General features: G+C 68.6%; 27 protein-coding genes. 10 read left to right on the top strand and 17 right to left on the bottom strand.

The window, feature by feature from the left end:
• Positions 1–86 precede the first annotated feature (86 nt).
• The 3 genes from AB0H76_RS08345 to AB0H76_RS08335 are packed head-to-tail and all read left to right on the top strand — an operon-like array spanning position 87 to position 2,634.
• Positions 87–959, top strand: a complete 873-nt coding sequence (locus AB0H76_RS08345) for a MetQ/NlpA family ABC transporter substrate-binding protein (RefSeq protein WP_357319154.1) — start codon at positions 87–89, stop codon at positions 957–959.
• Positions 956–1,969 (top strand): methionine ABC transporter ATP-binding protein, encoded by a 1,014-nt coding sequence (locus tag AB0H76_RS08340; RefSeq protein ID WP_357319151.1) that lies wholly within the window; start codon positions 956–958, stop codon positions 1,967–1,969. Before AB0H76_RS08345 ends, AB0H76_RS08340 begins: the two co-directional genes overlap by 4 nt.
• Before the next feature lie 2 nt (positions 1,970–1,971).
• The gene (locus tag AB0H76_RS08335; RefSeq protein ID WP_357319149.1) at positions 1,972–2,634 is read left to right on the top strand and encodes a methionine ABC transporter permease; all 663 of its coding nucleotides are present in this window, start codon (positions 1,972–1,974) and stop codon (positions 2,632–2,634) included.
• A 59-nt stretch (positions 2,635–2,693) separates the two neighbouring features.
• Here the strand turns inward: AB0H76_RS08335 and AB0H76_RS08330 are convergent, their stop codons facing one another.
• From AB0H76_RS08330 to AB0H76_RS08275, 12 genes are all read right to left on the bottom strand, one after another.
• A complete protein-coding gene (locus tag AB0H76_RS08330; protein ID WP_357319146.1) occupies positions 2,694–3,113 on the bottom strand; it encodes a DUF4189 domain-containing protein in 420 nt (139 codons plus the stop codon).
• 212 nt (positions 3,114–3,325) lie between these two features.
• Positions 3,326–3,823 (bottom strand): DUF4189 domain-containing protein, encoded by a 498-nt coding sequence (locus AB0H76_RS08325; RefSeq protein WP_357319143.1) that lies wholly within the window; start codon positions 3,821–3,823, stop codon positions 3,326–3,328.
• A 91-nt stretch (positions 3,824–3,914) separates the two neighbouring features.
• Positions 3,915–4,334 carry a DUF4189 domain-containing protein gene (locus tag AB0H76_RS08320; RefSeq protein ID WP_357320526.1) on the bottom strand — a complete coding sequence of 140 codons (420 nt, stop codon included), beginning with the start codon at positions 4,332–4,334 and terminating at the stop codon, positions 3,915–3,917.
• A gap of 107 nt (positions 4,335–4,441) precedes the next feature.
• Positions 4,442–4,822 carry a metal-sulfur cluster assembly factor gene (locus AB0H76_RS08315; protein ID WP_357319140.1) on the bottom strand — a complete coding sequence of 127 codons (381 nt, stop codon included), beginning with the start codon at positions 4,820–4,822 and terminating at the stop codon, positions 4,442–4,444.
• Complete coding sequence (sufU, locus tag AB0H76_RS08310; RefSeq protein ID WP_357319137.1) at positions 4,819–5,286, bottom strand: Fe-S cluster assembly sulfur transfer protein SufU; 468 nt, start codon at positions 5,284–5,286, stop codon at positions 4,819–4,821. The genes AB0H76_RS08315 and sufU overlap by 4 nt, the downstream gene beginning before the upstream one ends.
• Positions 5,287–5,289: 3 nt before the next feature.
• A complete protein-coding gene (locus AB0H76_RS08305; protein WP_357319134.1) occupies positions 5,290–6,546 on the bottom strand; it encodes a cysteine desulfurase in 1,257 nt (418 codons plus the stop codon).
• 1 nt (position 6,547) lies between these two features.
• Complete coding sequence (sufC, locus tag AB0H76_RS08300) at positions 6,548–7,315, bottom strand: Fe-S cluster assembly ATPase SufC (protein WP_357319131.1); 768 nt, start codon at positions 7,313–7,315, stop codon at positions 6,548–6,550.
• A 37-nt stretch (positions 7,316–7,352) separates the two neighbouring features.
• Positions 7,353–8,558: a Fe-S cluster assembly protein SufD gene (gene sufD / locus AB0H76_RS08295; RefSeq protein WP_357319128.1), complete on the bottom strand. Its 1,206-nt coding sequence runs from the start codon at positions 8,556–8,558 to the stop codon at positions 7,353–7,355.
• On the bottom strand, positions 8,558–9,994 hold the full coding sequence (gene sufB / locus AB0H76_RS08290) for a Fe-S cluster assembly protein SufB (RefSeq protein WP_357319126.1): 1,437 nt from the start codon (positions 9,992–9,994) through the stop codon (positions 8,558–8,560). Before sufB ends, sufD begins: the two co-directional genes overlap by 1 nt.
• Positions 9,991–10,872, bottom strand: coding sequence for a metalloregulator ArsR/SmtB family transcription factor (locus AB0H76_RS08285; protein WP_357320524.1), 882 nt, complete (start codon positions 10,870–10,872; stop codon positions 9,991–9,993). Before AB0H76_RS08285 ends, sufB begins: the two co-directional genes overlap by 4 nt.
• Before the next feature lie 239 nt (positions 10,873–11,111).
• Complete coding sequence (locus AB0H76_RS08280; protein ID WP_357319124.1) at positions 11,112–12,131, bottom strand: alcohol dehydrogenase catalytic domain-containing protein; 1,020 nt, start codon at positions 12,129–12,131, stop codon at positions 11,112–11,114.
• Between the two features lie 88 nt (positions 12,132–12,219).
• Positions 12,220–12,804 carry a TetR/AcrR family transcriptional regulator gene (locus AB0H76_RS08275; protein ID WP_357319122.1) on the bottom strand — a complete coding sequence of 195 codons (585 nt, stop codon included), beginning with the start codon at positions 12,802–12,804 and terminating at the stop codon, positions 12,220–12,222.
• Positions 12,805–12,925: 121 nt separating this feature from the next.
• On the opposite strand from AB0H76_RS08275, the gene mptB reads away from it, so the two are divergent.
• From mptB to AB0H76_RS08255, 4 genes are all read left to right on the top strand, one after another.
• Positions 12,926–14,611 (top strand): polyprenol phosphomannose-dependent alpha 1,6 mannosyltransferase MptB, encoded by a 1,686-nt coding sequence (mptB, locus tag AB0H76_RS08270; protein ID WP_357319119.1) that lies wholly within the window; start codon positions 12,926–12,928, stop codon positions 14,609–14,611.
• A gap of 61 nt (positions 14,612–14,672) precedes the next feature.
• The gene (locus AB0H76_RS08265; protein ID WP_357319116.1) at positions 14,673–15,602 is read left to right on the top strand and encodes an ABC transporter ATP-binding protein; all 930 of its coding nucleotides are present in this window, start codon (positions 14,673–14,675) and stop codon (positions 15,600–15,602) included.
• On the top strand, positions 15,599–16,387 hold the full coding sequence (locus AB0H76_RS08260; RefSeq protein WP_357319113.1) for an ABC transporter permease: 789 nt from the start codon (positions 15,599–15,601) through the stop codon (positions 16,385–16,387). Before AB0H76_RS08265 ends, AB0H76_RS08260 begins: the two co-directional genes overlap by 4 nt.
• 64 nt (positions 16,388–16,451) lie before the next feature.
• Positions 16,452–17,420 carry a heme A synthase gene (locus tag AB0H76_RS08255; RefSeq protein WP_357319110.1) on the top strand — a complete coding sequence of 323 codons (969 nt, stop codon included), beginning with the start codon at positions 16,452–16,454 and terminating at the stop codon, positions 17,418–17,420.
• 29 nt (positions 17,421–17,449) lie between these two features.
• Here the strand turns inward: AB0H76_RS08255 and AB0H76_RS08250 are convergent, their stop codons facing one another.
• Positions 17,450–18,001, bottom strand: a complete 552-nt coding sequence (locus AB0H76_RS08250) for a hypothetical protein (protein WP_357319108.1) — start codon at positions 17,999–18,001, stop codon at positions 17,450–17,452.
• A 57-nt stretch (positions 18,002–18,058) separates the two neighbouring features.
• Complete coding sequence (locus tag AB0H76_RS08245) at positions 18,059–18,406, bottom strand: hypothetical protein (RefSeq protein ID WP_357319106.1); 348 nt, start codon at positions 18,404–18,406, stop codon at positions 18,059–18,061.
• An 82-nt stretch (positions 18,407–18,488) separates the two neighbouring features.
• Between AB0H76_RS08245 and AB0H76_RS08240 the strand changes: the two genes are divergently transcribed.
• Complete coding sequence (locus AB0H76_RS08240; RefSeq protein WP_357319103.1) at positions 18,489–19,454, top strand: quinone oxidoreductase; 966 nt, start codon at positions 18,489–18,491, stop codon at positions 19,452–19,454.
• A gap of 123 nt (positions 19,455–19,577) precedes the next feature.
• Here AB0H76_RS08240 and AB0H76_RS08235 read toward each other — a convergent pair whose 3' ends face one another.
• The gene (locus AB0H76_RS08235; RefSeq protein ID WP_357319101.1) at positions 19,578–19,952 is read right to left on the bottom strand and encodes a nuclear transport factor 2 family protein; all 375 of its coding nucleotides are present in this window, start codon (positions 19,950–19,952) and stop codon (positions 19,578–19,580) included.
• A gap of 34 nt (positions 19,953–19,986) precedes the next feature.
• On the bottom strand, positions 19,987–20,589 hold the full coding sequence (locus AB0H76_RS08230) for a TetR/AcrR family transcriptional regulator (RefSeq protein WP_357319098.1): 603 nt from the start codon (positions 20,587–20,589) through the stop codon (positions 19,987–19,989).
• An 85-nt stretch (positions 20,590–20,674) separates the two neighbouring features.
• Between AB0H76_RS08230 and AB0H76_RS08225 the strand changes: the two genes are divergently transcribed.
• The gene (locus AB0H76_RS08225; RefSeq protein ID WP_357319095.1) at positions 20,675–22,096 is read left to right on the top strand and encodes an FAD-dependent monooxygenase; all 1,422 of its coding nucleotides are present in this window, start codon (positions 20,675–20,677) and stop codon (positions 22,094–22,096) included.
• Here AB0H76_RS08225 and AB0H76_RS08220 read toward each other — a convergent pair.
• The gene (locus AB0H76_RS08220) at positions 22,089–23,021 is read right to left on the bottom strand and encodes a heme o synthase (RefSeq protein ID WP_357320522.1); all 933 of its coding nucleotides are present in this window, start codon (positions 23,019–23,021) and stop codon (positions 22,089–22,091) included. The genes AB0H76_RS08225 and AB0H76_RS08220 overlap by 8 nt on opposite strands.
• A gap of 360 nt (positions 23,022–23,381) precedes the next feature.
• Here AB0H76_RS08220 and tkt point away from each other — a divergent pair, with 360 nt between their 5' ends.
• Positions 23,382–25,523, top strand: a complete 2,142-nt coding sequence (gene tkt, locus AB0H76_RS08215) for a transketolase (protein WP_357319092.1) — start codon at positions 23,382–23,384, stop codon at positions 25,521–25,523.
• Position 25,524 lies beyond the last annotated feature (1 nt).

Below are 25,524 nucleotides of genomic sequence, written 5' to 3'. Positions count from 1 at the left end.
CAGAACAATTTGAACACTTGTGCGACCCACCATTGCCCCGCTTGGATTACCGGGTTCGTATCGGCCACAAGCATTCAGGAGCAGTTGTGAAGTTCACTCGGGCACTGGCGATCCCGGTCCTCGTTGCCACCGCGGCCCTCACCCTCACCGCCTGCGGTAAAGACGAGAGCTCCACCGGAACGGTAGTACGCATCGGCACCACCGACAAGGACAAGGCCTGGGACGTCTTCGAGCAGAAGGCCAAGGACAAGGGCATCACCCTCAAGATCACCAACTTCTCCGACTACAAGCAGCCGAACCTGGCGCTGGCGCAGAAGCAGATCGATGTGAACCTCTTCCAGCATCTGCAGTTCCTGGGCGCCTACAACGTCGGCAGCAACGACACCCTCACCCCCATCGGGTCCACCTACATCGTGCCGCTGGGCCTGTACTCGAAGAAGCACAAGAGCCTGGCCGACATCCCGGCCGGCGGCGAGATCGCCATCCCGAACGACCCGACCAACCAGGCGCGGGCCCTGTTCGTGCTGCAGGCCGCCGGTTTGCTGAAGCTGTCCTCCACCAGCCGTCAGCCCTCCCCCGCCGATATCGACAAGGGCGCTTCGAAGGTCAAGGTGACCCCGGTCGACGCCGCGCAGACGGCGCTCTCGCTGGCCTCGGTGGACGGCTCGGTCATCAACAACACCTTCCTGGACCGCTCGGGCATCGACCCGAAATCCGCGCTGTACAAGGACGATCCGAACAACCCGGACGCCGAGCCCTACATCAACGTGATCGTGACCCGCGCCGAGGACAAGACCAACCCGGTCTACCAGCAGCTGGTGGAGATCTGGAAGGACCCGGCCGTCGCCGCGGCGCACGCCGAGGTCACCAAGGGCACCGCGGTCGCGGTGAGCCGCCCGGCCGCCGAGCTGGAGCAGATCCTGACCCGGGTGCAGCAGAGCACCCGCGACGGCAAGTGAGCAAAACCCCGGCCGTCGAATTCCGCTCGGTCACCAAGGTTTTCGGCAAGGGCGAGCAGCGTCAGGTCGCCCTGGCGGACATCGATCTGCGCATCGAGCAGGGCGAGATCTTCGGCGTCATCGGCTATTCCGGCGCCGGCAAGTCCACCCTGGTGCGACTGATCAACGCCTTGGAGAAGCCGACCAGCGGCACCGTCGAGATCTCCGGCACCCCCATCACCGGGGTGCCGGAGCGCGAGGTGCGGCGGCTGCGCCGCGATATCGGCATGATCTTCCAGCAGTTCAACCTGTTCCGGTCGCGCACGGCCGCGGGCAATATCGAATATCCGCTGAAGGTGGCGGGCTGGAAGCGCGCCGAGCGCAAGGCCCGGGTGGCCGAGCTGCTGGAATTCGTCGGCCTGTCCGACAAAGCCCGCAGCTACCCGGATCAGCTCTCCGGCGGGCAGAAGCAGCGGGTGGGCATCGCCCGCGCGCTGGCCACCTCCCCGTCGCTGCTGCTCGCCGACGAGTCGACCTCGGCCCTGGACCCGGAGACCACCGGTGAGGTGCTGCGCCTGCTGCGCAAGATCAACCGCGAGCTCGGCGTCACCATCGTGGTGATCACCCACGAGATGGATGTGATCCGCGCGGTCGCCGATCGGGTGGCGGTGCTCGCCGAGGGCCGGATCGTCGAATTGGCCAGCACCTTCGAGGTTTTCGCGACCCCGCAGGCCGTGTCGACCCGGTCCTTCGTGGAAACCGTTCTGCACGACCAGCCCTCGGAGGCCGAGCTGAAGTCGCTCGGCGCACGCCACGGCGGCCGGCTGGTCACGGTCGCCATCGATGACGAGCGCGGCGTCGGCGCGGCCCTGGCCACCGCGGCCCGGGCCGACGTCCGGTTCGAGGTGGTCTACGGCGGCGTCCGGACGTTGCAGGACAAGACCTTCGGCAGCCTCACCCTGGCGCTGCACGGCCCCGACGACGCCGTCGCCAAGGTGGTCGGCGAACTCGAAACCGCCGGAAAGGAGTAGGCGTGCAGACGGATTGGGACAAACTCCAGCCGGTGCTGTTCGAGGCCATCGGCACCACCATCTATCTGGTGCTGCTCACCTTCGTGGTGGGCGGCGTGATCGGGCTGCTGCTCGGCACCGCGCTCTACACCACCCGCAAGGGCGGACTGCTGGCCAACGCGCCGATCTATGTGCTGCTCAACGTGCTGGTGAACGTGGTGCGGCCGATCCCGTTCATCATCCTGCTCGCCGCGCTCGGCCCGATCACCCTGGAGGTGGTCGGCACCACCATCGGCACCGAGGCGGCGGCGTTCGTGATGATCGTCGCGGCCTCGTTCGGCATCGCCCGGATCGTGGAGCAGAACCTGGTGACGGTGGACCCCGGCGTGATCGAGGCGGCGCGCGCGGTCGGCGCGGGCCCGCTGCGCATCATCTTCACCCTGCTGATCCCGGAGGCGCTGGGCCCGCTGGTGCTGGGCTACACCTTCGTGGTGATCGCGATCGTCGACATGTCGGCGATGGCGGGCACGGTCGGCGGCGGCGGGCTGGGCGACTTCGCCCTGGTCTACGGCTATCAGCGCTTCGACTGGCAGGTCACGCTGGTCGCCACGCTGATCATCATCGCCGGGGTGCAGGGCATTCAGTTCCTCGGCAACTTCGTGGCCCGGAAGGTCTTGCGCCGGTAGGAAACACAGAAGAAGGGGTGTACGGCTCGCGCCGTGCACCCCTTTTTCGCGTCAGTGCGTCAGCGCGCGCTGCCCGAGCACTCCGAGCCCAGCACCTTGGCCGGCTGCGGACGCGCGCTGCCCAGGCTGATCAGCAGCGGCGAGGTCGGGTCCGGCCCGAGCTGCCCGAGCGCGGCCTGCTCGGCCTCGAAGCGGGTGTAGCCGCCGCCCCAGCCGACCTTGTTGCCGCGGATGGCGACGGCGCCGCAGGCGTTGCGGAAGCGCACCAGGATCTCGCAGTTCGAGACGCCGCATTCGACGAGCGCGCGGACGTCGGCGCCCTCCTGGTCCGGGTAGTTGAAGCCGGTCCCGACGATGACGTTGTCGGCGCTGGTGCCCAGCGCCAGCGAGCCGTACTCGCCGGCGTCGGCGGCCGCGGTGCCCGCGCCGAGCGCGACGACCGCCGCGGACGCGAACAGGGTCAGGGCAGCTTTGCCCATACGTGACATTGGAGGTTCCCCTCGGTTGCAGTAATATCTCCGGGCTGAATACTGCGGTATTCCAATAATTAATTCAAATCCGTTGTCACACAGTATTTTCGACTACTTCGGACCGGAATGTCCGATATGCAAATTTCACCGGGAACGGGACATGAAAAAGCTCGGCACGATGCGCGAAAGGCGAATCGTGCCGAGCCGGATGGTCTTACGTATCAGCCCGCGTTCGCGGTGCAGGCGGACAGGATGACCCGGGCCGGTCGCGGCGCGGCACTACCCGGATCCGGGAACGGCGGGGCGCTCATACCGAGCACCTCGTTGGAATACCGTTCGGCCTCCGCGCGATTGGCCGCCCACGCCCAGCCGAAGCGGTAGTCGGCGCCCTGCGAGACCGAACCGCAGGCGTTGCGGAAGGTGACCACGACGTCGCAGTCGCGGCGGGCGCACTCGGCCCGCGCACCCTGCTCGGCCGCGCCCCAGCTGCCGTAGTTGACGGCCGAGGCGACCCGGGCGGTACTGCGCGAAATCGCTAGCGCGCCATAGAGATCGCCGCGCGCGGCGGTGAAGCCACCGTCCACGGACGTGGCGTGGTAACCCTCGATCTCCATGATCTCCACGCCGCTCTGCGCGGTCGCGCCGGCCGGGCCCATGCCGGACAATACGATCGCGGACGCGCAGGACGCGACCGCGACGGCGGCAACCTTACGAGACAAAGACAAAAGAATCCTCCCCGGTTCCAAAGGTGATGTCAGCGACGATCATTGCCCAGTGGGTCCGGATTGTCCAAGTATTAAGCGGCGCCGGTCAGCGCACATTCTTGGTGCACGCGGAGGTCACGACGGCGGCCGCCCGAGGCTGGGAACTGCCCAGATCGGGGAAGGGCGGCGCGGACTCACCGAGCGAGGCGATGGCCGCCTGCTCGGCGCCCTCGAGGGAGCCGCCGGCGGCCCAGCCCCACTTGCCGTCCGCGCCGCGTACGATGGCGCCGCAGCCGTCGACGATGCGCAGCACGAGTTCGCAGTCGTAGACACCGCATTCGCGAATGGCGGCGGCATCGGCGGCCACCTTCGACGGATGATCCACCGAGCCGGTCGTTCTACCGGTGCTCCAGGAGATGCCGAAGGTGCCGAAGTATTTTCCGGCCGCCTCGGCGGGGGCGGCGGCGAAGACGGTGGCCGCGGCCGAGGATGTGACCGCGACGACCAGGGCTGACTTTCCGAGCACAGACAAGAGAAAACTCCCCGTTTGGAACGTGTTACCGGGGACGATCTTTCTTCAGCTCGGCGGGGTTGTCCAGTATCGAACGGCTACCAAGCGCCCGAAAACCGGTGTCAGACCGTGAAACCCAGGGCGCGCAGCTGCTCGCGGCCGTCCTCGGTGATCTTGTCCGGACCCCACGGCGGCATCCAGACCCAGGTGATCTCCAGGTCCTCGACCAGGCCGCTGCGCACCAGGGCGTTGCGGGTCTGATCCTCGATGACGTCGGTGAGCGGGCAGGCCGCGGAGGTCAGCGTCATGTCGAGCTTGGCGACCTCGTTCTCCACCCGGATGCCGTAGACCAGGCCGAGGTCGACGACATTGATGCCGAGTTCGGGGTCGACGACGTCGCGCATCGCCTCTTCGAGGTCGTCGAGGTGCTTGAGCTCCTCGGCGGACAGCTCGACCGGGGCGACCGGAGTCTCGGTGGTGCTGGTTTCGGTTGTCTCACTCATGCGTGGTCCCCATTCGTGGCCTCTTTCTCGGAGGTTATCCGCACGACGGCGTCTTTGAACGCCATCCAGCCGAGCAAAGCGCACTTCACGCGCGCCGGGTACTTCGAAACACCGGCCAGCGCGATGCCGTCGCCGATCACGTCCTCGTCACCCTCGACGGTGCCGCGGCTGGAGATCATCTCGTTGTAGGAGTCGACCACCTTCAGCGCCTCCAGCACCGGCAACCCGATGACCTGATCGGCCAGGATCGAGGTGGCGGCCTGGCTGATCGAGCAGCCCTGGCCGTCGTAGGAGACGTCGGTGACCTCGCCGGAGTCGGCGATGTTCACGCGCAGCGTCACCTCGTCACCGCAGGTCGGGTTGACGTGGTGCACCTCGGCGCCGAACGGCTCCCGCAGCCCGCGGTGATGCGGGTGTTTGTAGTGATCCAGGATCACTTCCTGGTACATCTGCTCCATGCGCATGTCTTATACAACCCCGAAGAACTTCTGAGCCTTCCGCACCGCTGCGACCAGCGCGTCCACCTCGTCCAGGGTGTTGTAGGCGGCGAAGGACGCCCGCGCGGTGGCGGGAATCCCCATGCGCTGCATGAGCGGCCACGCGCAGTGGTGCCCGACGCGCACGGCCACGCCCTCGTCGTCCAGGATCTGGCCGACGTCGTGGGCGTGGATGCCCTCGACCACGAACGACACCGCGGAACCGCGATCGACGTTGTCGGTCGGTCCGACGATCCGCACGCCCTCGATCGCGCTCAGGCCTTCCAGCGCCCGCGCGACCAATGCGTGCTCGTGCGCGGCGATGTTGTCCATGCCGAGCTCTTCGAGGTACCGGATCGCCGCACCCAGGCCGACCACCTGCGAGGTCATCGGCACGCCGGCCTCGAACCGCTGCGGCGGCGGGGCGTAGGTGCTGGCCGCCATGGTGACGGTCTCGATCATCGAGCCGCCGGTGATGAACGGCGGCATCTGCTCGAGCAGCGCACGCCGCCCGTAGAGCACGCCGACGCCGGACGGGCCGAACATCTTGTGCCCGGAGAACGCCGCGTAGTCGACGTCGAGCGCGCGGAAATCCACCGCCATGTGCGGCACCGACTGGCACGCGTCGAGCACCGTGAGCGCGCCGACTGCCTTGGCGCGCCGGACGATCTCGGCGACATCGGTGACCGCACCGGTCACGTTGGACTGGTGCGTGAACGCGACCACCTTGGTGGCGGGCGACAACTCGAGCGAATCGAGATCGATCCGGCCCTCGTCGGTCACGCCGTACCACTTCAGCGTCGCACCCGTGCGCCGCGCGAGCTCCTGCCACGGCACGAGATTCGCGTGATGCTCCAGCTCGGTGACCACGATCTCGTCACCCGGGCCCACATGATGCGGGAACCGCGGGTCGGCGAAGGTGTAGGTCACCAGGTTCAGCGATTCGGTCGCGTTCTTGGTGAACACGATCTCTCCGGCATCGACGCCGACGAAACGCGCGATATCGGCGCGCGCGTTCTCGTAGGCGTCGGTCGCTTCCTCGGCCAGCTGGTGCGCACCGCGATGCACCGCCGAATTGCTCTCGATCAGGAACTGGCGTTCCGCGTCGAGCACCGCCAGCGGCCGCTGGGAAGTCGCGCCGGAGTCCAAGTACACCAACGGCTTCGCGTCGCGGACCGTGCGGCCCAGGATCGGGAAGTCGGCCCGGATACGGGCCACGTCGAGAGTGTCATGGACCATGGCGGTCATATCAGGCTCCAGCGGTCGCGGGAATGAACTTGGTGTAGCCGTTCGAGTCGAGTTCCTCGGCGAGCTCCGCGCCGCCCTCGGCGACGATGCGGCCGCCCACGAAGACGTGCACGAATTCCGGCTGGATGTAGCGCAGGATGCGGGTGTAGTGCGTGATCAGCAGCACGCCGCCGTTCTCGCGCTCCTTGTAGCGGTTGACGCCCTCGGAGACGATGCGCAGCGCGTCCACGTCGAGGCCGGAGTCGGTCTCGTCGAGGATGGCGATCTTCGGCTTGAGCAGGCCCAGCTGCAGGATCTCGTGGCGCTTCTTCTCGCCGCCGGAGAAGCCCTCGTTCACACTGCGCTCACCGAAGGCGGCGTCGATCTCGAGCTCGTTCATCGACTCCTTCACCTCCTTGACCCAGTGGCGCAGCTTGGGGGCCTCGCCACGGACCGCGGTGGCGGCGGTGCGCAGGAAGTTGGTCATCGAGACGCCGGGCACCTCGACCGGGTACTGCATGGCCAGGAACAGGCCGGCGCGAGCGCGCTCGTCGACCGACATCTCCAGCACGTCTTCACCGTCGAGGGTGATCGAGCCGGAGGTCACCGTGTACTTCGGGTGACCGGCGATCGCGTAGGACAGGGTCGACTTGCCGGAGCCGTTGGGGCCCATGATGGCGTGCGTCTCACCGGACTTGATGGTCAGGTTGACGCCCTTGAGGATCTCCTTGGCTTCGCCTTCGGGCGTAGCGACCTCGACGTGCAGGTCCTTGATTTCCAGGGTGGTCATCGGATGTGCGTTCCTTTGCGGGGTAATGGGGTTCGTGTCAGACGCCGATGGCGGCGAGTTCGGCCTCGATGGCCGACTCCAGCCGCTCCCGGATCTCGGGGACCGCGATCTTCTGGATGATCTCGTGGAAGAAACCACGCACGACCAGGCGACGGGCGGCGTCCTCCGGGATGCCGCGCGAGCGCAGGTAGAACAGCTGCTCGTCATCGAAACGACCGGTGGCGCTGGCGTGGCCGGCGCCGGCGATCTCGCCGGTCTCGATCTCCAGGTTCGGCACCGAGTCGGCGCGGGCGCCGTCGGTGAGGATCAGGTTCCGGTTCACCTCGAAGGTGTCGGTGCCCTCGGCGGCCGCGCGGATCAGCACGTCGCCGACCCACACGGTGCGGGCATCGCCCTTCTTGGAGCTCGGATCGCCCTGCAGCGCACCCTTGTAGAGCACGTTCGACTTGCAGTTCGGGACCGCGTGGTCGATGAGCAGGCGCTGCTCGAAGTGCTGGCCCGCGTCGGCGAAGTAGAGGCCGAGCAGTTCGGCGTCGCCGCCGGGACCGTCGTAGCGCACGCCCGCGGTCAGCCGCACCAGGTCGCCACCGAGGGTGACGTTGATGTGGCGCAGCGTGGCGTCACGGCCCACCTTGGCGTGGTGCGCGGTGGTGTTGACCGCGTCGTCGGCCCAGTCCTGGACGTGCACGACGGTCAGCTTGGCGCTGTCACCGAGCACGAATTCGACGTTCTCGGCGTAGGTTCCGCTGCCGCGCTGGTCGACGACCACGGTGGCGACGGCGAAGTTCGCCAGCCGGATCTGGGTGTGGCCGTAGGCGGTCTTGCCCTCGCCCGGGCCGGTCACGGTGAGCACGACCGGCTCGGCGATCTCGAGCTCCGGGCCGACGGACACGACGGTCGCCGACTCGAAGCCCGAATACGCCTGCGCGGCAACACGATCGGCGGGCACACCGGCCTGGCCGAGGCGCGCGTCGTCCCGGCCCACGGTCTCGACCGTGACCCCTTCGACAGCGTTGACCTCGACGGTGGCCTGCCCGTCCCGCACGGCGGTGCCGTCGTGCAGGCCGCGCAGGCGGCGCAGCGGAGTGAAGCGCCACTCCTCGTCGCGGCCCGAGGGCACCTCGAAGGCGTTCACGTCGAACGAGGTGAACACCTCGCCCTTGTTGAGCGCGGCTCCGGCACCCGGGTTCTGAACCGGCTTGGCGTTCTCGCCCTCGACCGCTCCAATGACACCTGTCGCCATCAGCCGACGGCTCCTTCCATCTGCAGCTCGATGAGCCGGTTGAGTTCCAGCGCGTATTCCATCGGCAGTTCCTTGGCGATCGGCTCGACGAAGCCGCGCACCACCATCGCCATCGCCTCGTCCTCGGTGAGGCCGCGGCTCATCAGGTAGAACAGCTGATCCTCGGACACCTTCGAGACGGTCGCCTCGTGGCCCATCGTCACGTCGTCCTCGCGGATGTCGACGTAGGGGTAGGTGTCGGAGCGGCTGACCGTATCGACCAGCAGCGCATCGCACTTCACGGTCGACTTGGAGCCGTAGGCGCCCTTGTTGATCTGGATCAGGCCGCGGTAGGAGGCCCGGCCGCCACCGCGCGCCACCGACTTCGAGACGATGTTCGAAGAGGTGTGCGGCGCCAGGTGCAGCATCTTCGCGCCGGTGTCCTGGTGCTGGCCCTCGCCCGCGAACGCGACCGAGAGGACCTCGCCCTTGGCGTACTCACCGGTCATCCAGACCGCCGGGTACTTCATGGTGACCTTGGAGCCGATGTTGCCGTCGACCCACTCCATGGTCGCGCCCGCCTCGGCCTTGGCCCGCTTGGTGACCAGGTTGTAGACGTTGTTCGACCAGTTCTGGATCGTGGTGTAGCGGCAGCGGCCGCCCTTCTTCACGATGATCTCCACGACCGCGGAGTGCAGCGAATCCGACTTGTAGATCGGCGCGGTGCAGCCCTCGACGTAGTGCACGTAGGCGCCCTCGTCGACGATGATCAGCGTGCGCTCGAACTGGCCCATGTTCTCGGTGTTGATCCGGAAGTAGGCCTGCAGCGGGATGTCGACGTGCACGCCCGGCGGCACGTAGATGAACGAGCCACCCGACCACACCGCGGTGTTCAGCGCGGAGAACTTGTTGTCACCGGCGGGGATGACCGAGCCGAAGTACTCGTGGAAGAGCTCCGGGTGCTCCTTCAACGCCGTGTCGGTGTCGAGGAAGATGACGCCCTGCTTCTCCAGATCCTCACGGATGGAGTGGTAGACGACCTCGGACTCGTACTGCGCGGCGACACCGGAGACCAGGCGCTGCTTCTCCGCCTCGGGGATGCCGAGCTTGTCGTAGGTGTTCTTGATTTCCTCGGGCAGGTCTTCCCAGGTCTCGGCCTGCTTCTCCGAGGAGCGCACGAAGTACTTGATGTTGTCGAAGTCGATGCCGTCGAGGTTGGAACCCCAGTTCGGCATGGGCTTGCGATCGAAGATGCGCAGGGCCTTGAGCCGCTGCTCGAGCATCCACTCGGTCTCGCTCTTCTTGGCCGAGATGTCTCGGACAACCGCCTCGGACAGACCTCGCTGCGCGGCGGCGCCGGCCACATCCGAATCGGCCCAGCCGTAACCGTATTTGCCCAGCGAAGCGATGGTCTCTTCCTGAGTGAGCGGTTGCACCTGGTCGGTGGTCGTCGTCATTCGGCACTCCTTCCGGAGTCGTTCGTTCGTACCGGCGCGGGCTGTGCGGCGGTTTGTGGAGCAGACTTTTTCGGTATCGGTAGTAGCGGCACGTGCGTGGTGCAGGCGCAATCGCCGTTGGCGATCGTCGCAAGCCGCTGGACATGGGTGCCGAGCAGGTCCCGGAACGCCTCGAGTTCGGCCTCGCACAATTGCGGGAACTCCTCGGCGACGTGCGCGACCGGGCAGTGGTGCTGGCAGATCTGCACGCCCGCGCCCACCTTGCGGGTGGAGGCGGCGAACCCGGCGTCGGTGAAGGCTTCCGCGATCTCCTCGGCCTTGGCCTCGGTGTTGTGCGCGGTGTGCTCCTCGACCGCGTCGATACCGGCCACGATAGTCCGTGCCCGTTTCCGCGCGAACTCGGCGATCGCCTGCTCGCCGCCGATCTCGCCGAGCTGCCGGATGGCGGCTCCCGCGAGGTCGTCGTAGGCGTGACCGAGCCGGCCCCGGCCCACGGCGGTGAGCTGGTACTGCTTGGCCGGACGGCCGCGACCCTTCTGCTGCCACGGCGCGGACCGGCTGGCCCGGGCCTGACCCGAATCGATCAGGGCGTCGAGATGCCGGCGCACGCCGGCCGGGGTGAGCCCCAGCCTGGTGCCGATGGCGGTCGCGGTGATCGGGCCGTCTTCCAGCAGCAGCTGGACGATGGCGGCCCGGGTGTGGCCTTCGGCGCCCACCGCGGCGGGCGCAGGCGCCGACGCGGTACCAGCCTTGCGACCGGCCCTTTCGTCGTCATTCCGCAAACCCATGGTTTTCACAACACCAGTGTGGCGGAATTCGTTCCCTAAATCTAATAAGGGTGCCCTTGGAAAAGGCCTCCGAGCTCGGCATTTGATCATGACCGACGGCCCGGCAGGCGCAAAACCCGAGATGCCGGGGGTTCGCGGCAGACCCGACAGACCGCGATAGTGACCCATCGCACAGTCCGGTAGATCGACTATCAGTGCACATCAGACGGCATCATCGGGCTCGATTCCGGCGATTCGGACACATGTCCAGCCGGAATCGACGGTATCCAGCAGTTCGCCGGAACACAGCACCCAGGCGGAAAGTTCGGTGGTGCGATTTGGCGCACAAACTATCGGACTGCCACCAGTTTCAGCGGGGTTTCCAGCAGCGCGTCGACCGAATCGGCCCACGGCACGGTCACGCTGGTCACCAGGGCCGGGTCGAAACGGCCCGCGGCGACGAGGTCGAGCACCGCCGGGATGACCGGGCGGGCATGGGCGCGGCCGGTATGGAAGGTGCAGCAGCGGGTGTACATGTCGAAGACCGGCAGCGCGACATCTTTGGTCTGCACGCTCACGCTGGTGCAGTAGCCGTCGTAGGTCGCGGCGGCGAGTGCGGCGCGCAGCGCCTTCGCGCCGCCGGCCGCCTCGACGGCGATCGGGAAGCGGCCGACCCGGGCGTCGCGCGGGCCCTCGATCACCTCCGCGCCCAGCTTCTGCGCGATCGCCAGGCGCTCGGCGGAGTCATCCAGGTAGACAACGCGTTCCGAGCCGAGCGCGACCGCGAGCCCGGCGGCGTAGAGCCCGATCGAGGGCGCGGCGGGACCGCCGATGACCAGAACCTCCGCACCCGGATCGTCGGCCAGTTGCGGGCCGACGGCGCGGTAGGCGTCGGGCAGGTTGTCGCTCGCGCTGGCCACCGCCGCCGGGTCGACCCCCGCCGGGAGCGGGACCAGCATGGCGTCGGCGTGCGGGATCAGGGCGAGGTCGGCCCATAGGCCGCCCCAGTCCAGACCGCCGAGGGCACCCAGCCCGAAGGTGGACAGCGGCGGATGGCTGGTGCAGTTGCCGGTCCTGCCGCGCAGGCAGGCTTTGCAGACGCCGCAGGAGATTTGGAACGGGACGACCACCCGGTCGCCGACCCGCACCGAACGCACCTGCTCGCCGGTCGCGACGACTTCGGCGACGCCCTCGTGCCCGAACGGATACGGCCCGGGCAGCGGGAACGCCCCGCGCAGCACGGCCGGGTCGATATCGCAGGTGGCGACGGCGATCGGTCGCACGAGTGCCTGTGCGGGGTGGGTGATTTCGGGCTCGGGGGCCTCGTCCCAGGTGAGCGCACCGGGGCCGGACAGCAGCAAACGCTTCATGCTCCGAGTCTCGCTAGAACGTTCTTTCTAGTCAATGCCGAAAGGTGAACGGTGCTGGCCGACAACCGATCTCCGGAACTTTTCCGGTTCAGGCCGCGGGCAGTCCGGCATCCGCGAGCGTCGCCCGGATCAATCGCTCCATGCCCGCCGCGACCGTCCGCAACGGCGCGTCCGACCGGCGCACCCGCGCCAGAATCGTCGCCCCCTCATAGGCCGCCACCACCGTCGTGGCCAGCTCTCGCGCCTCCTCCGCCGGCAGGCCCACCTCGGTCAGCAGCCCGGCGAAAGCCCGCTCCATCATCTCGAACGCCGCCCCGCAGGCGACCCGGATCGCCGCCACGTCACTGCCGCCGTCCAGCGCGGGCGTCCCCACCGAGCAGCCGTCGGTCCAGTCCGAACCCGCCAGCTTGGTCACCATGAAGCCGAACATCGTCTCGGTCGTGGCGAACACATCGCCCGGCGCCTGCGCCATGATCCGGCTCGACAGCACCGCCGTCCCGGTGATCGCCGCGACCGCGATCTCCTCCTTCCCACCCGGAAAGTGGTGGTAGATCGACCCGTACGGCAAACCGGCCGCCGCGCTCAACTTCTTCAAGCCGAACCCGTGATACCCGTGGCGCGCCAGTAACCCCGCCGCCGCCACCTCGATCCGCCGTCTGGACTCCGAAACCATGTGCTCGATTGTGCGCTGCCCGCGCTCGACCCGGTGCGCGCGCTCACCCGGCGACCGGGCCCGCCCAGGCCCGGCGGGTTGCGGGTCGGCTGGTTCCGGTGCGCGCACTAGGCTTCGGGTCGTGGCGGTACTGGAGGGCGCGCGGCGCCGGACGTTGGCGGTCGGGCGCCGGGCCTTGGGCCTGGACGTGCCGGCTTCCGATCACACGGTCGCGGTGCTGCATCGGGACGAGCGGGCCCTGCCCGAGCTCGATCCGCGGGAGATGTCGCAGTTCAACCGAATTCGGTTGATGGGCGCGACCGGATCGGTGCTGATGGTGATCAGCGCGCTCGGGGTGGGCGCGCAGCCGGTGCTACAGAACCCCGTCTCGGGGATGCGGATCTTCGCCATCTTCGGGCGGGCGCACACCGCGTCGCTGGCGGTGTGCATGGTCGGCACCACGCTGGTCGTGCTGGCGTGGCTGCTGCTGGGGCGCTTCGCCGTCGGCGGGCTCGGCGGTTCCCTGCTGCACCGGCTGACCCGCTCGCAGATGGATCGCACGCTATTGCTGTGGGTGCTGCCGCTGGCCATCGCGCCGCCCATGTTCAGCAACGACGTCTACTCGTATCTGGCACAGAGCGAGATCAGCGCGCGCGGGCTGGACCCGTACACGGTCGGGCCGTCGCAGGCGCTCGGCAACGACAACGTGCTGACCCGCAATGTGCCCAACATCTGGCGTGAGACACCCGCCCCGTACGGACCGCTGTTCCTCTGGGCCGGCCGAATAATCGCCCAGATCACCGGCGACAACATCCTGGTCGGCGTGTGGATGCACCGGCTGCTCGCCCTCGGCGGCGTGGCGCTGATCGTGTGGGCGCTGCCCCGGCTGTCGGTGCGCTGCGGCGTCGCGCCGGTGAGCGCGCTCTGGCTCGGCGCGGCCAATCCGCTCGTGCTGTTCCATCTGGTCGGCGGCGTGCACAACGACGCGCTGATGCTCGGTTTGATGCTGGCGGGCCTGGAGCTGTGCCTGCGCGCGATCGACGACATCCCCGTGTTCGACGGGCGGGCCTACGCACTGCTCATCGCCGGAGCGGTGGTGATCACGCTGTCGGCATCGATAAAAGTCACCTCGATCATCGCCATGGGATTCGTCTGGGTTGCCCTGGCCCGCCGCTGGAACGGCGGGCTACGCACCCTGGTGACCTCGGCGGCGATGCTGGGCGGCATCGCCCTTGGCGTCACCGCGCTGATCAGTTCGCTCAGCGATCTCGGCTTCGGCTGGATCCACACGCTGGGCACCGCCAACGCGGTGCGCAGCTGGATGTCGCTGCCCACGGCGATCGGCATCATCACCGGCTTCGGCGGGGTCCTGCTCGGGCTCGGGGATCACACCACGGCCCTGCTCAGCATCACCCGGCCGATCGCCGCGGCGGTGGCCGCCTACGTGACGGTGCGCATGCTGGTGGCCGCCGGCACCGGCCGGCTGCATCCGGTCGGGGCACTCGGCGTCTCGCTCGGCGCGATCGTGCTGCTGTTCCCGGTGGTGCAGCCCTGGTATCTGCTCTGGGCGATCGTGCCGCTGGCCGCCTGGGCGACCAGGCCGATCTTCCGCGGTCCCGCGATCGTGCTCTCGGCGATCGTCAGCGTGCTGCAGATGCCGCGCGGCGGTGATTTCGAGGTGTTCCAGATCGTCGGCTCGGCGATCGCCACCGCGATCGTGTGCGTGCTGTTCATCGTCCTGACGCGCAACGCGCTGCCCTGGCGGGCGCAGCAGCCGGGGGTGTCGGCTCCGTCACAGGAACCGACGGCCTACCGTGTGTCCCCGTGAGGGAGCGCAGCGAGCGAACCGTAGAGCCGGCAGCGAAGCCGAGCGTCGTCGAGGCGGAGTCGTGAGTTCTTCCGGGCCCGCGCTGCGGATCGACGGCGTCGTCAAACGCTACGGCGAAACCCTCGCGGTCGACGGCCTGTCCTTCGAAGTCGAACGCGCGCAGGTGCTTGCGCTGCTCGGCCCGAACGGGGCGGGCAAGACGACCACCGTGGAGATGTGCGAAGGGTTCGTCACCCCGGACGCGGGCTCGGTCCGGGTGCTCGGGCTCGATCCCCGCGCCGACTCCGACCGGCTGCGCCCGCGCATCGGCGTGATGCTGCAGGGCGGCGGCGCGTATCCGGGCTCGCGCGCCGGGGAGATGCTCGACCTGGTCGCCTCCTACTCGGCCGACCCGATCGATCCGGACTGGCTGCTGCGAACCCTTGGGCTGCAAGACAATCGGCGCACGCCCTACCGGCGGCTCTCCGGCGGTCAGCAGCAACGCCTGGCCCTGGCCTGCGCGCTCGTCGGCCGCCCGGAGATCGTCTTCCTCGACGAACCCACCGCCGGGCTCGACGCCCAGGCCCGCCTGATCGTGTGGGAACTCATCGACGCGCTGCGCCGCGACGGCGTCACCGTGCTGCTCACCACGCACGTGATGGACGAGGCCGAACAGCTCGCCGACCAGCTGGTCATCATCGACCACGGCCGGATCGTCGCCTCGGGCACGCCCGCCGAGGTGACCGCGCACGGCGCCGCCGGGCAGCTACGCTTCACCGCCGCACCGAAACTCGATCTCGAACTGCTGAAAACGGCGCTGCCGGAAGGGTTCGCGCCGCGCGAGACGACACCGGGCAACTACCTGGTGGAAGGCGAGATCGACCCGCAGGTGCTGGCGACGGTGACCGCGTGGTGCGCCCGGATGAACGTGCTCGCCACCGACATCCGCATCGATCAGCGCCGCCTCGAAGACGTCTTCCTGGAACTCACCGGACGGGACCTACGCGGATGAACCCAGCAGCCACCGGAAACCGTTTCGAGCCGGGCACCTTCCGCCCGGATCCCCGGCCGGCCGGCCGCGCCGCCATGCTCACCGCGCAGACCCGCATGGAACTGATCCTGCTGCTGCGCAACGGCGAACAGCTGCTGCTGACCATGTTCATCCCGATCACGCTGCTGGTCGGGCTGACGCTGCTGCCGTTCGGCAACCTCGGGCAGGACCGCATCGACAAGCTGGTGCCGGCGGTGATGATGGTGGCGGTGATGTCCACCGCGTTCACCGGGCAGGCCATCGCGGTCGGGTTCGACCGGCGCTACGGTGCGCTGAAACGGCTCGGCGCGACCGCGCTGCCGCGCTGGGGCATCATCGCGGGCAAGAGCGCGGCGGTGCTGATCGTGGTGGTGCTGCAGGCGATCCTGCTGGGCGCCATCGGTGTGGCGCTCGGCTGGCGGCCCGAGCTCGGGGGGCTGATCCTCGGCGCGCTGGTGATCGCCGTGGGCACCGCCGTTTTCGCTGCCATGGGGCTGCTGCTCGGCGGCACGCTGAAAGCCGAGATCGTGCTGGCGCTGGCCAACATTCTCTGGTTCGTGATGCTGGGCATCGCGAGCATCGTGTTCGCCTCCGACGATCTGCCCACCGCGGTCGACGTGATCGCCCGGCTGATCCCGTCGGGTGCGCTGGCGGTGGCCCTCGAGCACGCGTTGCGCAGCAGTGTCGACTGGTTCGGACTGGCCGTGCTGGCCGGGTGGGGCCTGGTGTGCGGGTTCCTGGCCACCCGGTTCTTCCGCTTCCACTGATCTCCACGACAGCATGTAGTAGACCGGGTGCAACCGGGTTCCGCGCGGCCGCTAACATCGTCGAGTGCTGTATCGCGCCTTCTTGCGAGTCGTCGACCGCCTCCCGCTCCCCTCGCTGCGGGTGCAACGACTGATCGCCATCGCGGTCGTCGTGACCCAGGCCGGTATCGCCGTCACCGGTTCCGTCGTCCGGGTGACCGCCTCCGGTCTCGGCTGCCCCACCTGGCCGCAATGCTTTCCGGGCAGTTTCACCCCGGTCGCCGTCGCCGAGGTCGCGGGCTTCCATCAGGCCGTCGAATTCGGTAACCGCCTGCTGACCTTCGTGGTCACGCTGTTCGCCGGGCTGATCGTGCTCGCCGTGACCCGCGCCCGCCGTCGCCGGGACGTGCTCGTCTACGCCTGGCTGATGCCCGCCGGCACCGTGGTGCAGGCGATCATCGGCGGCATCACCGTGCGCACCGGCCTGCTCTGGTGGACCGTCGCCGTGCACCTGCTGGCCTCGATGGCGATGGTGTGGCTGGCCACCGTGCTCTACGCGAAGATCTGCGAACCCGACGACGGTGTCGAAGTCGTGCAGGCCCCGGCGCCGCTGCGCTGGCTCACCGCCCTCAGCGCCGTCGCCATGGCCGGCGTCCTGGTCGCGGGCACCCTGGTCACCGCGGCCGGTCCGCACGCCGGCGACAAGAGCCTGGAACGACCCGTCGCCCGCCTAGAGGTCGAAATCGTCACCCTGGTGCATCTGCACTCCCAGCTCCTGGTCGGCTACCTGGCCCTGCTGATCGGCCTCGCCTTCGGCCTCTACGCCGTCGGCATCGCCAAACCGGTCCGCACCCGCCTGTTCGTCGTCATCGCCGTGGTCTGCTCCCAGGCCCTGGTCGGCCTCGTCCAATACTTCACCGACGTCCCCGCCGCCCTGGTCGTCCTGCACGTCGCCGGCGCCGGCGCCACGGTCGCCGCCACCGCCGCCCTCTGGGCGAGTTTGCGCACCCGCGAAAGCATCCCGGCCGATACCCCGGTCCACCAGTCGGCTTGACCGCGCAGGTCACGCCGGGCGGTTGGGCCTCAACCGGGCAGTTCGTCTCGGTAGAAGGCGGCAGCGTCGCGTTGTGACCACTGCGTTCGACGCAGGGCCGCGGTAAGGATTTCCGGGTAGGGCGGCGCGCAGGGCGCGGCGCTCCGCTCCTGGTCCGAGGCGTCGACCACGCGGACAGCGGAGGCGATCAGCAGCGTCTCCTGCCAACGCAGACAGTCATCCAGCCGGAAGCCGACCTCGGCCGCGCACCGACTACAAGCGAGATTGGGTCCGTCGCGCCCGTCGAGACCCCAGCACCCGATATGGCAGCGCGGGATGATCAGCGCGGTGCCGCGCCCGTCGCCCGGAGCCAGGACATAGTGCGCGCCTTCGGGGTCGCGAGGCGGCAGCTCCCGAAGTCGACGGGGACCCGGTTCCCATCGACGGGGCGGATAGCAGCGGGACGAGTAGGTGCCGGGCTGCATCCGGTTGGGCGGGAGTTCTGGGCCGTGCCCGAAGGTGCACGGCTCGTCTGGATAGGGCACCTCGCGCACAGACGCGCTCAGCGGCGCTCCGCAACCGGCGCAGACGAACATCCGCATTCCGACATGGTCGTACGCGCGGGTGCTGGTCTGCCACTGAATAAACGCCGGGCGGCGTCAGCGTTCGTTGCGGGCCTTCGGGAAGCGGCGCTGGCGGGCGACCCAGCCGGCCATCTGGGCGAAGTGGCTCTTGCGGGGGGTGACGATGGAGGTGAGTTCGCGGTCCCACTCGTCGGCCTCGGTGAGGCCGTCGATGGCCTCGACGAGCTGCTTGGCCTCGGCCAGGGAGCCGACGACGCGGTCACCGAGGATGCCGTCCTGGCCGACCAGGGTGACGCGGACGCCGATGCGGCCGATGGGCTGCAGGACGGCGGTGGCGGAACCGCCGTGCTCGGCGACGAAACCCTTGACGGATTCGACAACGGAGCCCGAGAGCTTCACAGGGGTGGCGGCTTCAACGCTCATGGGCCTTACTTTACCGACCAGTAGGCCTCAGTCCATACCTGCGGGGTACAGGTCACTCCGCGGCAGTGCTAGAACTGAATTCATGCGCGCCATTCAGGTTTCCGAGCACGGTGGTCCCGACGTCCTGCGGTCCGTGGACGCGCCGGATCCGCGGATCGGCCCCGACCAGCTGCTGGTCGACACCGAGGCGATCGGCATCAACTACATCGACACCTACTTCCGCACCGGCATGTATCCGCAGGCCGTGCCCTATATCCCGGGCTCGGAAGCCAGCGGTGTCGTCGCCGAGGCAGGCGCGAACGTCACCGACTTCAAAGCCGGTGACCGGGTCGCCTGGTGCGCGGCGCCCGGCTCGTACGCGTCGAAGGTCGCCGTGAACGCGGCGGCCGCCATCCCGGTCCCGGACGGCGTCGACGCCCCGGTCGCCGCGTCCGCGCTGCTGCAGGGCATGACCGCGCACTACCTGGTGGAATCGGTCTACAAGCCGGAGCCCGGCGAGACGGTGCTGGTGCACGCGGGTGCGGGCGGCGTCGGCCTGATCCTGACCCAGCTGGCCGCCGCCCGCGGCGTGCGGGTCCTCACCACAGTCTCCTCGGACGAGAAGGAGGCGCTGTCCCGCGAGGCGGGCGCGGCCGAGGTGCTGCGCTACTCCGACGACCTCGCCGAGCAGGTCCGTAAACTCACCGACGGCACCGGCGTCGCCGCGGTCTACGACGGCGTCGGCAAGGACACCTTCGAATCCAGCCTGGGCGCACTGCGCGTGCGCGGCACCCTGGCCCTGTTCGGCGCGGCCAGCGGCCCGGTTCCCCCGTTCGATCTCCAGCGTCTCAACGGCCTGGGCTCGCTGGTCGTCACCCGCCCCAAGCTCGGCGACTTCACCCGCGACCGCGCCGAAATCCTCTGGCGCGCAGGCGATATCTTCAACGCCATCGCCGACGGCACCCTGAACATTCGCATCGGCGCTACCTATCCCCTGGCCGATGCCGCCCAGGCGCACCGGGATCTGGAGGGTCGGAAGACAACCGGGTCAATCGTCCTGCTTCCCTGACTGGGGTACGCAAAATCGTGCACTTCACGCCCCGAAACGGCCGACTCTCGCCGGATTCCACGGCAGAGTGCACGATTTTGCCAACCCCGGGCAACGCCGAGACCGGTCAGGGCCGGAGACTGCCTACCCCGCAGCGCTCGTGATGTGGCTGTGCACGCAGCGCCAGCCGGCCGCCGAGCGGACGAAGATATCCGTCGTCCACTCGTCGGCCTCGAACCGCTCGCCCTGGTAATGCGCCGTATTCGTCACCCGCGCCGTATAAATCGCGATGTCCCCGTGCACCTGGATTCGAGGTTCCCCCACCTCGTCCATCGCCGAGTGGGTCAATCCGCCCGCGGTGATCAGCGCCAGGAAGTCGGCCCGGCCGGTGATGCCGGAGTCGGCGACGATCACCCACTCCTCGGCCATGAACCGGCCGATCCGTTCGGCGTCGTTGGAAATCATGGCGTCGGCCCAGGCTCGCGCGACCGCCCGAATCTCCGCTGTACCGCTGGTCATTTTCCGATGGTAAGCGGCACGCGACGCCTCGGCATCAATAGTCGCGACCTGTAATACCCCGGTAAACGAATCGTGTCAGACCGTCGACGGCCTGCTCGTCGGTCAACTCGACCGACCCCTCCTCCACCGCGCTCAGCAGGCTCTGGATGAGCAGGAACATCATCGCGAGGGTGGCGTCGGGGGTGCTGGGCAGCTGTAAACCCTTGTCCGCGAACCCTTCCACGTGATCGGCGATGTCGGCGCGCTGCTGGACCGCGAAGTGCCCGATCATGCGCGCGAAGTCCGGGCTGACGAGCGCCGCCTGGCTGACCGCGCGCAGCACCGGGGCGTGGTCGCGGGCGAAGGTCCAGTACCCGGCGACGTGGTAGCGGACCGCGTCCGGGTCGCTGAAATCCGGGCTGTGGTCGTCGGCTTCGGCGTGCCGGTCTCCCGCCGCGGCCAGGTCCTGCAGCAGCGATTGCAGCAGTTCTTCCTTGCTCGCGAAGTGGTTGTAGAACGAGCCGGCCGCGCGCCCGGCGGCCGCGGTGATGTCGGTGATCTTGGTGTTGAGATAACCGCGGTCGGCGAAGACCCGCAGGGCGGCGGTCTTGAGCGCCTGCTGGGTTTCGGCCGCTTTCTCCTGCCGGCTCTGGGTCATCGGAAGTACCTCCTTGACACGGAAACCTACCAACTAACATACTGAATCTACATTCACTGAATATAGATTCATCGTAGGAGGAACCGTGTCGGACCTGGTACTCGTAGTAGGAGCCGGACCCACCGGATTGACCGTCGCCCTCGAACTCGCCCGGCGCGGCGTGCCGGTGCGCGTCATCGACCAGGCGCGCGAGTTCTTCGCGGGCTCGCGCGGCGACGGTATCCAGCCGCGCACCCTGGAGGTGTTCGACGATCTCGGCGTCCTCGACGCGGTGCTGGCGGCCGGTATCCCGGCCCCGGTGATGCGCGCCTACTTCGGCGGCGAATTCGCGGGCGAACGCCGGATGGCCGAGCCGGTGCCGCCCACGCCCGCGGTCCCCTACCCGAATCTCTGGGTGCTGGGCCAATCCCGGACCGAGGCGATCCTGCGCGACCGGCTCGCGGAATTCGGTGTGCACGTGCAACTCTCGACCGCGCTCGAGTCGTTCGAGCAGGACGCGACCGGGGTCACCGCCACTCTCACCGCGGGCGAAACCGTCCGGGCCGCCTATCTGGTCGGCGCCGACGGTGGACGCAGCACGGTCCGCAAAGCCCTCGCCATCCCCTTCGAAGGCAGCACCGACGACACGATCCGGATGCTGCTCGGCGACGTGCGCGCCGACGCCCTCGACCACGAATACGGCTACTGGTTCGCCGCCTCGGCCGAGGCGCCGATGACGGGAATCGCCCTGTCCCCCTTGCCGGGTGGCCGGCATTTCCAGCTCGCCGCACCACTGCCCGCCGATGTCGACCCCACCCTGGCGACCCTGCAGGAATTCGTCGATCGGAATGCCGCCCGCGCCGGCATCCAGCTCTCCGACCTGACCTGGGCCACCGTCTGGCGGCCGAATATCCGCCTGGCCCAGCGCTTCCGGGACGGCCGGGTCTTCCTGGCCGGTGACGCCGCCCACGTCCACCCGCCGACCGGCGGCCAGGGCATGAACACCGGTATCCAGGACGGCTACAACCTCGGCTGGAAGCTCGCCGCGGCGCTGGCGGGCGACGAATCCTGGCTGGACAGCTACGAATCCGAACGCCGCACCGTGGCCGCGCGGGTGCTCGGAGTCAGCAGCGAACTGCTGGACAAGCTGGTCGACGGCGACGAGAACGCCATGGACCGGGGCCCGGAAACCCAGCAGCTCGACATCAGCTACCGCACCGAGGCCGGGCCGCTGGTCGCGGGCGATCGCGCACCGGACGCGCCGCTGAAAGACGCCTCAGGCCAACCGGTCCGCCTGTTCGACCTGTTCCGTGGGCCACATTCGACGGCGCTGCACTTCGGCGAAACCGGCACGCTCCCGGCGCAATCCGGGGTCGAGTCGTACGCGGTAGTCCGCCCGGGCAGCACCGCTACCGGACGCTACGTCGTCGATGTGGACGGGCACGCCTTCGCGGCCTACCGCGCGCAGGACGGCACCGTCGTTCGAGTACGCCCCGACGGCTACCTCCAGAGTCGCGAACTCAGCTGAAGAAGCTGCCGATCGTGTCCCAGCCGAGCACCGAGTCCACCGCGAGGCCGCAGAACACCACGGCCAGATAGTTGTTGGACTGCAGGAACAGGCGCAGCGGCTTCACCGATTCACCACGGCGCACACCGGAGTACAGCTGGTGCGCCATGAGCAGGAACCACGCACCGGCGACCAGCGCCACGGCCGCGTAGACGACGCCGGTCGCGGGCACCAAGGCCAGCGTGGTGAGCACGGTCAGCCAGGTGTAGATGACGATCTGCTTGGTGACCACCTGCTCGGTGGCGACGACCGGCAGCATCGGGACCCCGGCCGCGCGGTAGTCCTCCTTGTAGCGCATCGCCAGCGCCCAGGTGTGCGGCGGCGTCCAGAAGAAGATGACACCGAACAGCGCGATCGCGGGCCACCCGATGCCGCCGGTCACCGCGGACCAGCCGACCAGGGCGGGCATGCAGCCGGCGGCGCCGCCCCACACCACGTTCTGCGAGGTGCGGCGCTTGAGCCCCAGGGTGTAGACGAAGACGTAGAACAGGATCGTCGCGACGACCAGCGCGCCGCTGAGCAGGTTGGCCTGCCACCAGAGCCAGGCGAAGGAGGCCAGGCCGAGCAGCACGCCGAAGACGAAGGCGTTGCGGGTCGGCACGGCCTCGCGGGCCAGCGGCCGCTTGGCGGTGCGCTTCATCACCTTGTCGATGTCGGCGTCGGCCACGCAGTTCAGCGTGTTGGCGCTCGCGGCGCCCATCCAGCCGCCGAACAGGGTGACCAGGATCAGCCGGATATCGATGTTGCCGCGATCGGCGAGCAGCATGGTCGGGATGGTCGCGACGAGCAGCAGTTCGATGACGCGCGGCTTGGTCAGCGCGATATAGGCCAGGGGACGACGCAGTAGTCGCGAAACGAGCCCGTCACCCTGCAACCGATCGGCCAGCGCCGTCGAAGAGCCGTGCGCGTCCGCAATATTCGCCGGCGCAGGAGCGGGATTGTCACCCGGCTGTTGCCCAATCCGCACTGTCTCTCCTCGCACGTTTGTGCATCGCATCCGGCCATGGAAGTAGCAGTGTGCGGCCCCAGCGGCGCGGCAACTACTACAGAGGATGGTAGACCCTAGCCGGTGGTGCTCCCGCTCGCGCCCCCGCTCGGGGGCCGGGCCTGTCGCCGTATCGACCGGTCGGTAGTCGGTAAAACCCGCCGGTAACCCGGGTTCCCTCCCAGCCGGTCAGGGCGCGCCTCTAGGGTGGTGTGGACACACTCCCATGTCGACGAAACCAATGTCAGGAGAACCTCGGTCGTGTCAGTGACAGACGACATCCGCGCCCTCACTCAGCCGAACTACCCGGACGACTGGACGGATCTGGACACCAAGGCCGTCGACACAGTACGGGTGCTGGCCGCCGATTCGATCCAGAACGCCGGAAACGGTCATCCCGGTACCGCGATGAGCCTGGCGCCCCTGGCGTACTCGCTCTACCAGCGCACCATGCGCCATGACCCGAGCGATCCGAGCTGGGTCGGCCGCGACCGCTTCGTGCTGTCCTGCGGGCATTCCAGCATCACCCAGTACATCCAGCTCTACCTGGCCGGTTTCGGCGTGGAGCTGAACGACCTGCAGCAGCTGCGCAAGTGGGGCTCGCTGACCCCGGGTCACCCGGAGTTCCGCCACACCGACGGCGTGGAGATCACCACCGGCCCGCTCGGCCAGGGCCTGGCCTCCGCGGTCGGCATGGCGATGGCCGCCCGGCGTGAGCGGGGCCTGTTCGATCCGGCCGCCGCCCCCGGCGCCAGCCCGTTCGATCACTTCATCTACGTCATCGCCTCCGACGGTGACATGGAAGAGGGTGTGACCTCCGAGGCGTCCTCGCTGGCGGGCACCCAGCAGCTGGGCAACCTCGTCCTGATCTACGACGACAACAAGATCTCCATCGAGGACGACACCACCATCGCCTTCACCGAGGACGTGGCCGCGCGCTACGTGGCCTACGGCTGGCATGTGCAGGTCGTCGAGGGTGGCGAGGATGTCGTCGCGATCGAGTCGGCGCTGGCCGCGGCCAAGGCCGAGACCGGCAAGCCCTCGATCATCGTGCTGCGCACCATCATCGGCTACCCGGCCCCGAACAAGATGAACACCGGCGCCGCGCACGGCGCCGCGCTGGGCGCCGACGAGGTGGCCGCCACCAAGAAGATCCTGGGCTTCGATCCGGAGAAGAACTTCGACGTGGCCCCCGAGGTCATCGCGCACACCCGCAAGGCGATCGAGCGCGGCCAGGCCGAGCACAAGGAATGGCAGCAGCAGTTCGACGCCTGGGCCGCCGCCAACCCGGAGAACAAGGCCCTGTTCGACCGGCTGGCCAAGCGCGATCTGCCCGCGGGCTGGGCCAACAGCCTGCCCACCTACGACGTGGACCCCAAGGGCGTCGCCACCCGCAAGGCCTCCGGCAAGGTGCTCGCCGCGCTCGCGCCGGTGCTGCCCGAGCTGTGGGGCGGCTCGGCCGACCTGGCCGAGTCCAACAACACCACCATGCCCGACACCGCGAGCTTCGGCCCGGAGTCGATCTCGACCGGCATGTGGAAGGCCGACCCGTACGGCCGCACCCTGCACTTCGGTGTGCGTGAGCACGCCATGGGCTCGATCCTCAACGGCATCGCGCTGCACGGCCCGACCCGCCCGTTCGGCGGCACCTTCCTGGTGTTCTCCGACTACATGCGCCCGGCGGTGCGCCTGGCCGCGCTGATGCGCGTGCCCGCGATCTACGTCTGGACCCACGACTCCATCGGCCTGGGCGAGGACGGCCCGACGCATCAGCCGATCGAGCACCTGGCCGCGCTGCGCGCGATCCCCGGCCTCAACGTGGTGCGCCCCGGCGACGCCAACGAGACCACCTACGCCTGGCGCACCATCCTCGAGCGCGATTCCTCCGAGCACACCTCGCACTTCTCGGTGTCGGAGCCCGCGCATCAGGACGGCCCGTCCGCGCTGGCGCTGACCCGCCAGGACCTGCCGGTCCAGGAGGGCACCAGCTACGAGGGCGTCAAGAAGGGCGGCTACGTGCTGGCCGAGGCCTCCACCGGCACCCCCCAGGTGATCCTGATCGCCACCGGCTCCGAGCTCCAGCTCGCCGTCGACGCGCGCACTACGCTGGAGGCGCAGGGCGTCGGCACCCGCGTGGTCTCGATGCCGTGTGTGGAGTGGTTCGACGCACAGGACAAGAGCTACCGCGACGAGGTGCTGCCGCCGGCGGTCAAGGCGCGGGTGTCGGTCGAAGCCGGTATCGCGATGCCGTGGCACCGCTTCGTCGGCGACGCGGGCGAGATCGTCTCGATCGAGCACTTCGGCGCCTCGGCCGACTTCAAGACCCTGTTCCGCGAGTTCGGCATCACCACCGAAGCTGTTGTCGCCGCCGCGCAGCGCACGCTCGAAAACGTGAAGGGATAAA

Source organism: Nocardia sp. NPDC050712 (genome assembly GCF_040654295.1).
GTDB lineage: Bacteria > Actinomycetota > Actinomycetes > Mycobacteriales > Mycobacteriaceae > Nocardia.
Note: the sequence above shows the minus strand (reverse complement) of the source record. Positions and strands in the feature narration are given on the sequence as shown.

Coding starts and splice junctions, on each gene's coding strand:
- AB0H76_RS08330 (WP_357319146.1), bottom strand. CDS start 3,113: ATGGGCAAAGCTGCCCTGACCCTGTTCGCGTCCGCGGCGGTCGTCGCG.
- AB0H76_RS08315 (WP_357319140.1), bottom strand. CDS start 4,822: ATGAGTGAGACAACCGAAACCAGCACCACCGAGACTCCGGTCGCCCCG.
- sufU (WP_357319137.1), bottom strand. CDS start 5,286: ATGCGCATGGAGCAGATGTACCAGGAAGTGATCCTGGATCACTACAAA.
- AB0H76_RS08305 (WP_357319134.1), bottom strand. CDS start 6,546: ATGACCGCCATGGTCCATGACACTCTCGACGTGGCCCGTATCCGGGCC.
- sufC (WP_357319131.1), bottom strand. CDS start 7,315: ATGACCACCCTGGAAATCAAGGACCTGCACGTCGAGGTCGCTACGCCC.
- sufD (WP_357319128.1), bottom strand. CDS start 8,558: ATGGCGACAGGTGTCATTGGAGCGGTCGAGGGCGAGAACGCCAAGCCG.
- sufB (WP_357319126.1), bottom strand. CDS start 9,994: ATGACGACGACCACCGACCAGGTGCAACCGCTCACTCAGGAAGAGACC.
- AB0H76_RS08285 (WP_357320524.1), bottom strand. CDS start 10,872: ATGATCAAATGCCGAGCTCGGAGGCCTTTTCCAAGGGCACCCTTATTA.
- AB0H76_RS08280 (WP_357319124.1), bottom strand. CDS start 12,131: ATGAAGCGTTTGCTGCTGTCCGGCCCCGGTGCGCTCACCTGGGACGAG.
- AB0H76_RS08275 (WP_357319122.1), bottom strand. CDS start 12,804: ATGGTTTCGGAGTCCAGACGGCGGATCGAGGTGGCGGCGGCGGGGTTA.
- AB0H76_RS08260 (WP_357319113.1), top strand. CDS start 15,599: ATGAACCCAGCAGCCACCGGAAACCGTTTCGAGCCGGGCACCTTCCGC.
- AB0H76_RS08250 (WP_357319108.1), bottom strand. CDS start 18,001: ATGCGGATGTTCGTCTGCGCCGGTTGCGGAGCGCCGCTGAGCGCGTCT.
- AB0H76_RS08245 (WP_357319106.1), bottom strand. CDS start 18,406: ATGAGCGTTGAAGCCGCCACCCCTGTGAAGCTCTCGGGCTCCGTTGTC.
- AB0H76_RS08240 (WP_357319103.1), top strand. CDS start 18,489: ATGCGCGCCATTCAGGTTTCCGAGCACGGTGGTCCCGACGTCCTGCGG.
- AB0H76_RS08235 (WP_357319101.1), bottom strand. CDS start 19,952: ATGACCAGCGGTACAGCGGAGATTCGGGCGGTCGCGCGAGCCTGGGCC.
- AB0H76_RS08230 (WP_357319098.1), bottom strand. CDS start 20,589: ATGACCCAGAGCCGGCAGGAGAAAGCGGCCGAAACCCAGCAGGCGCTC.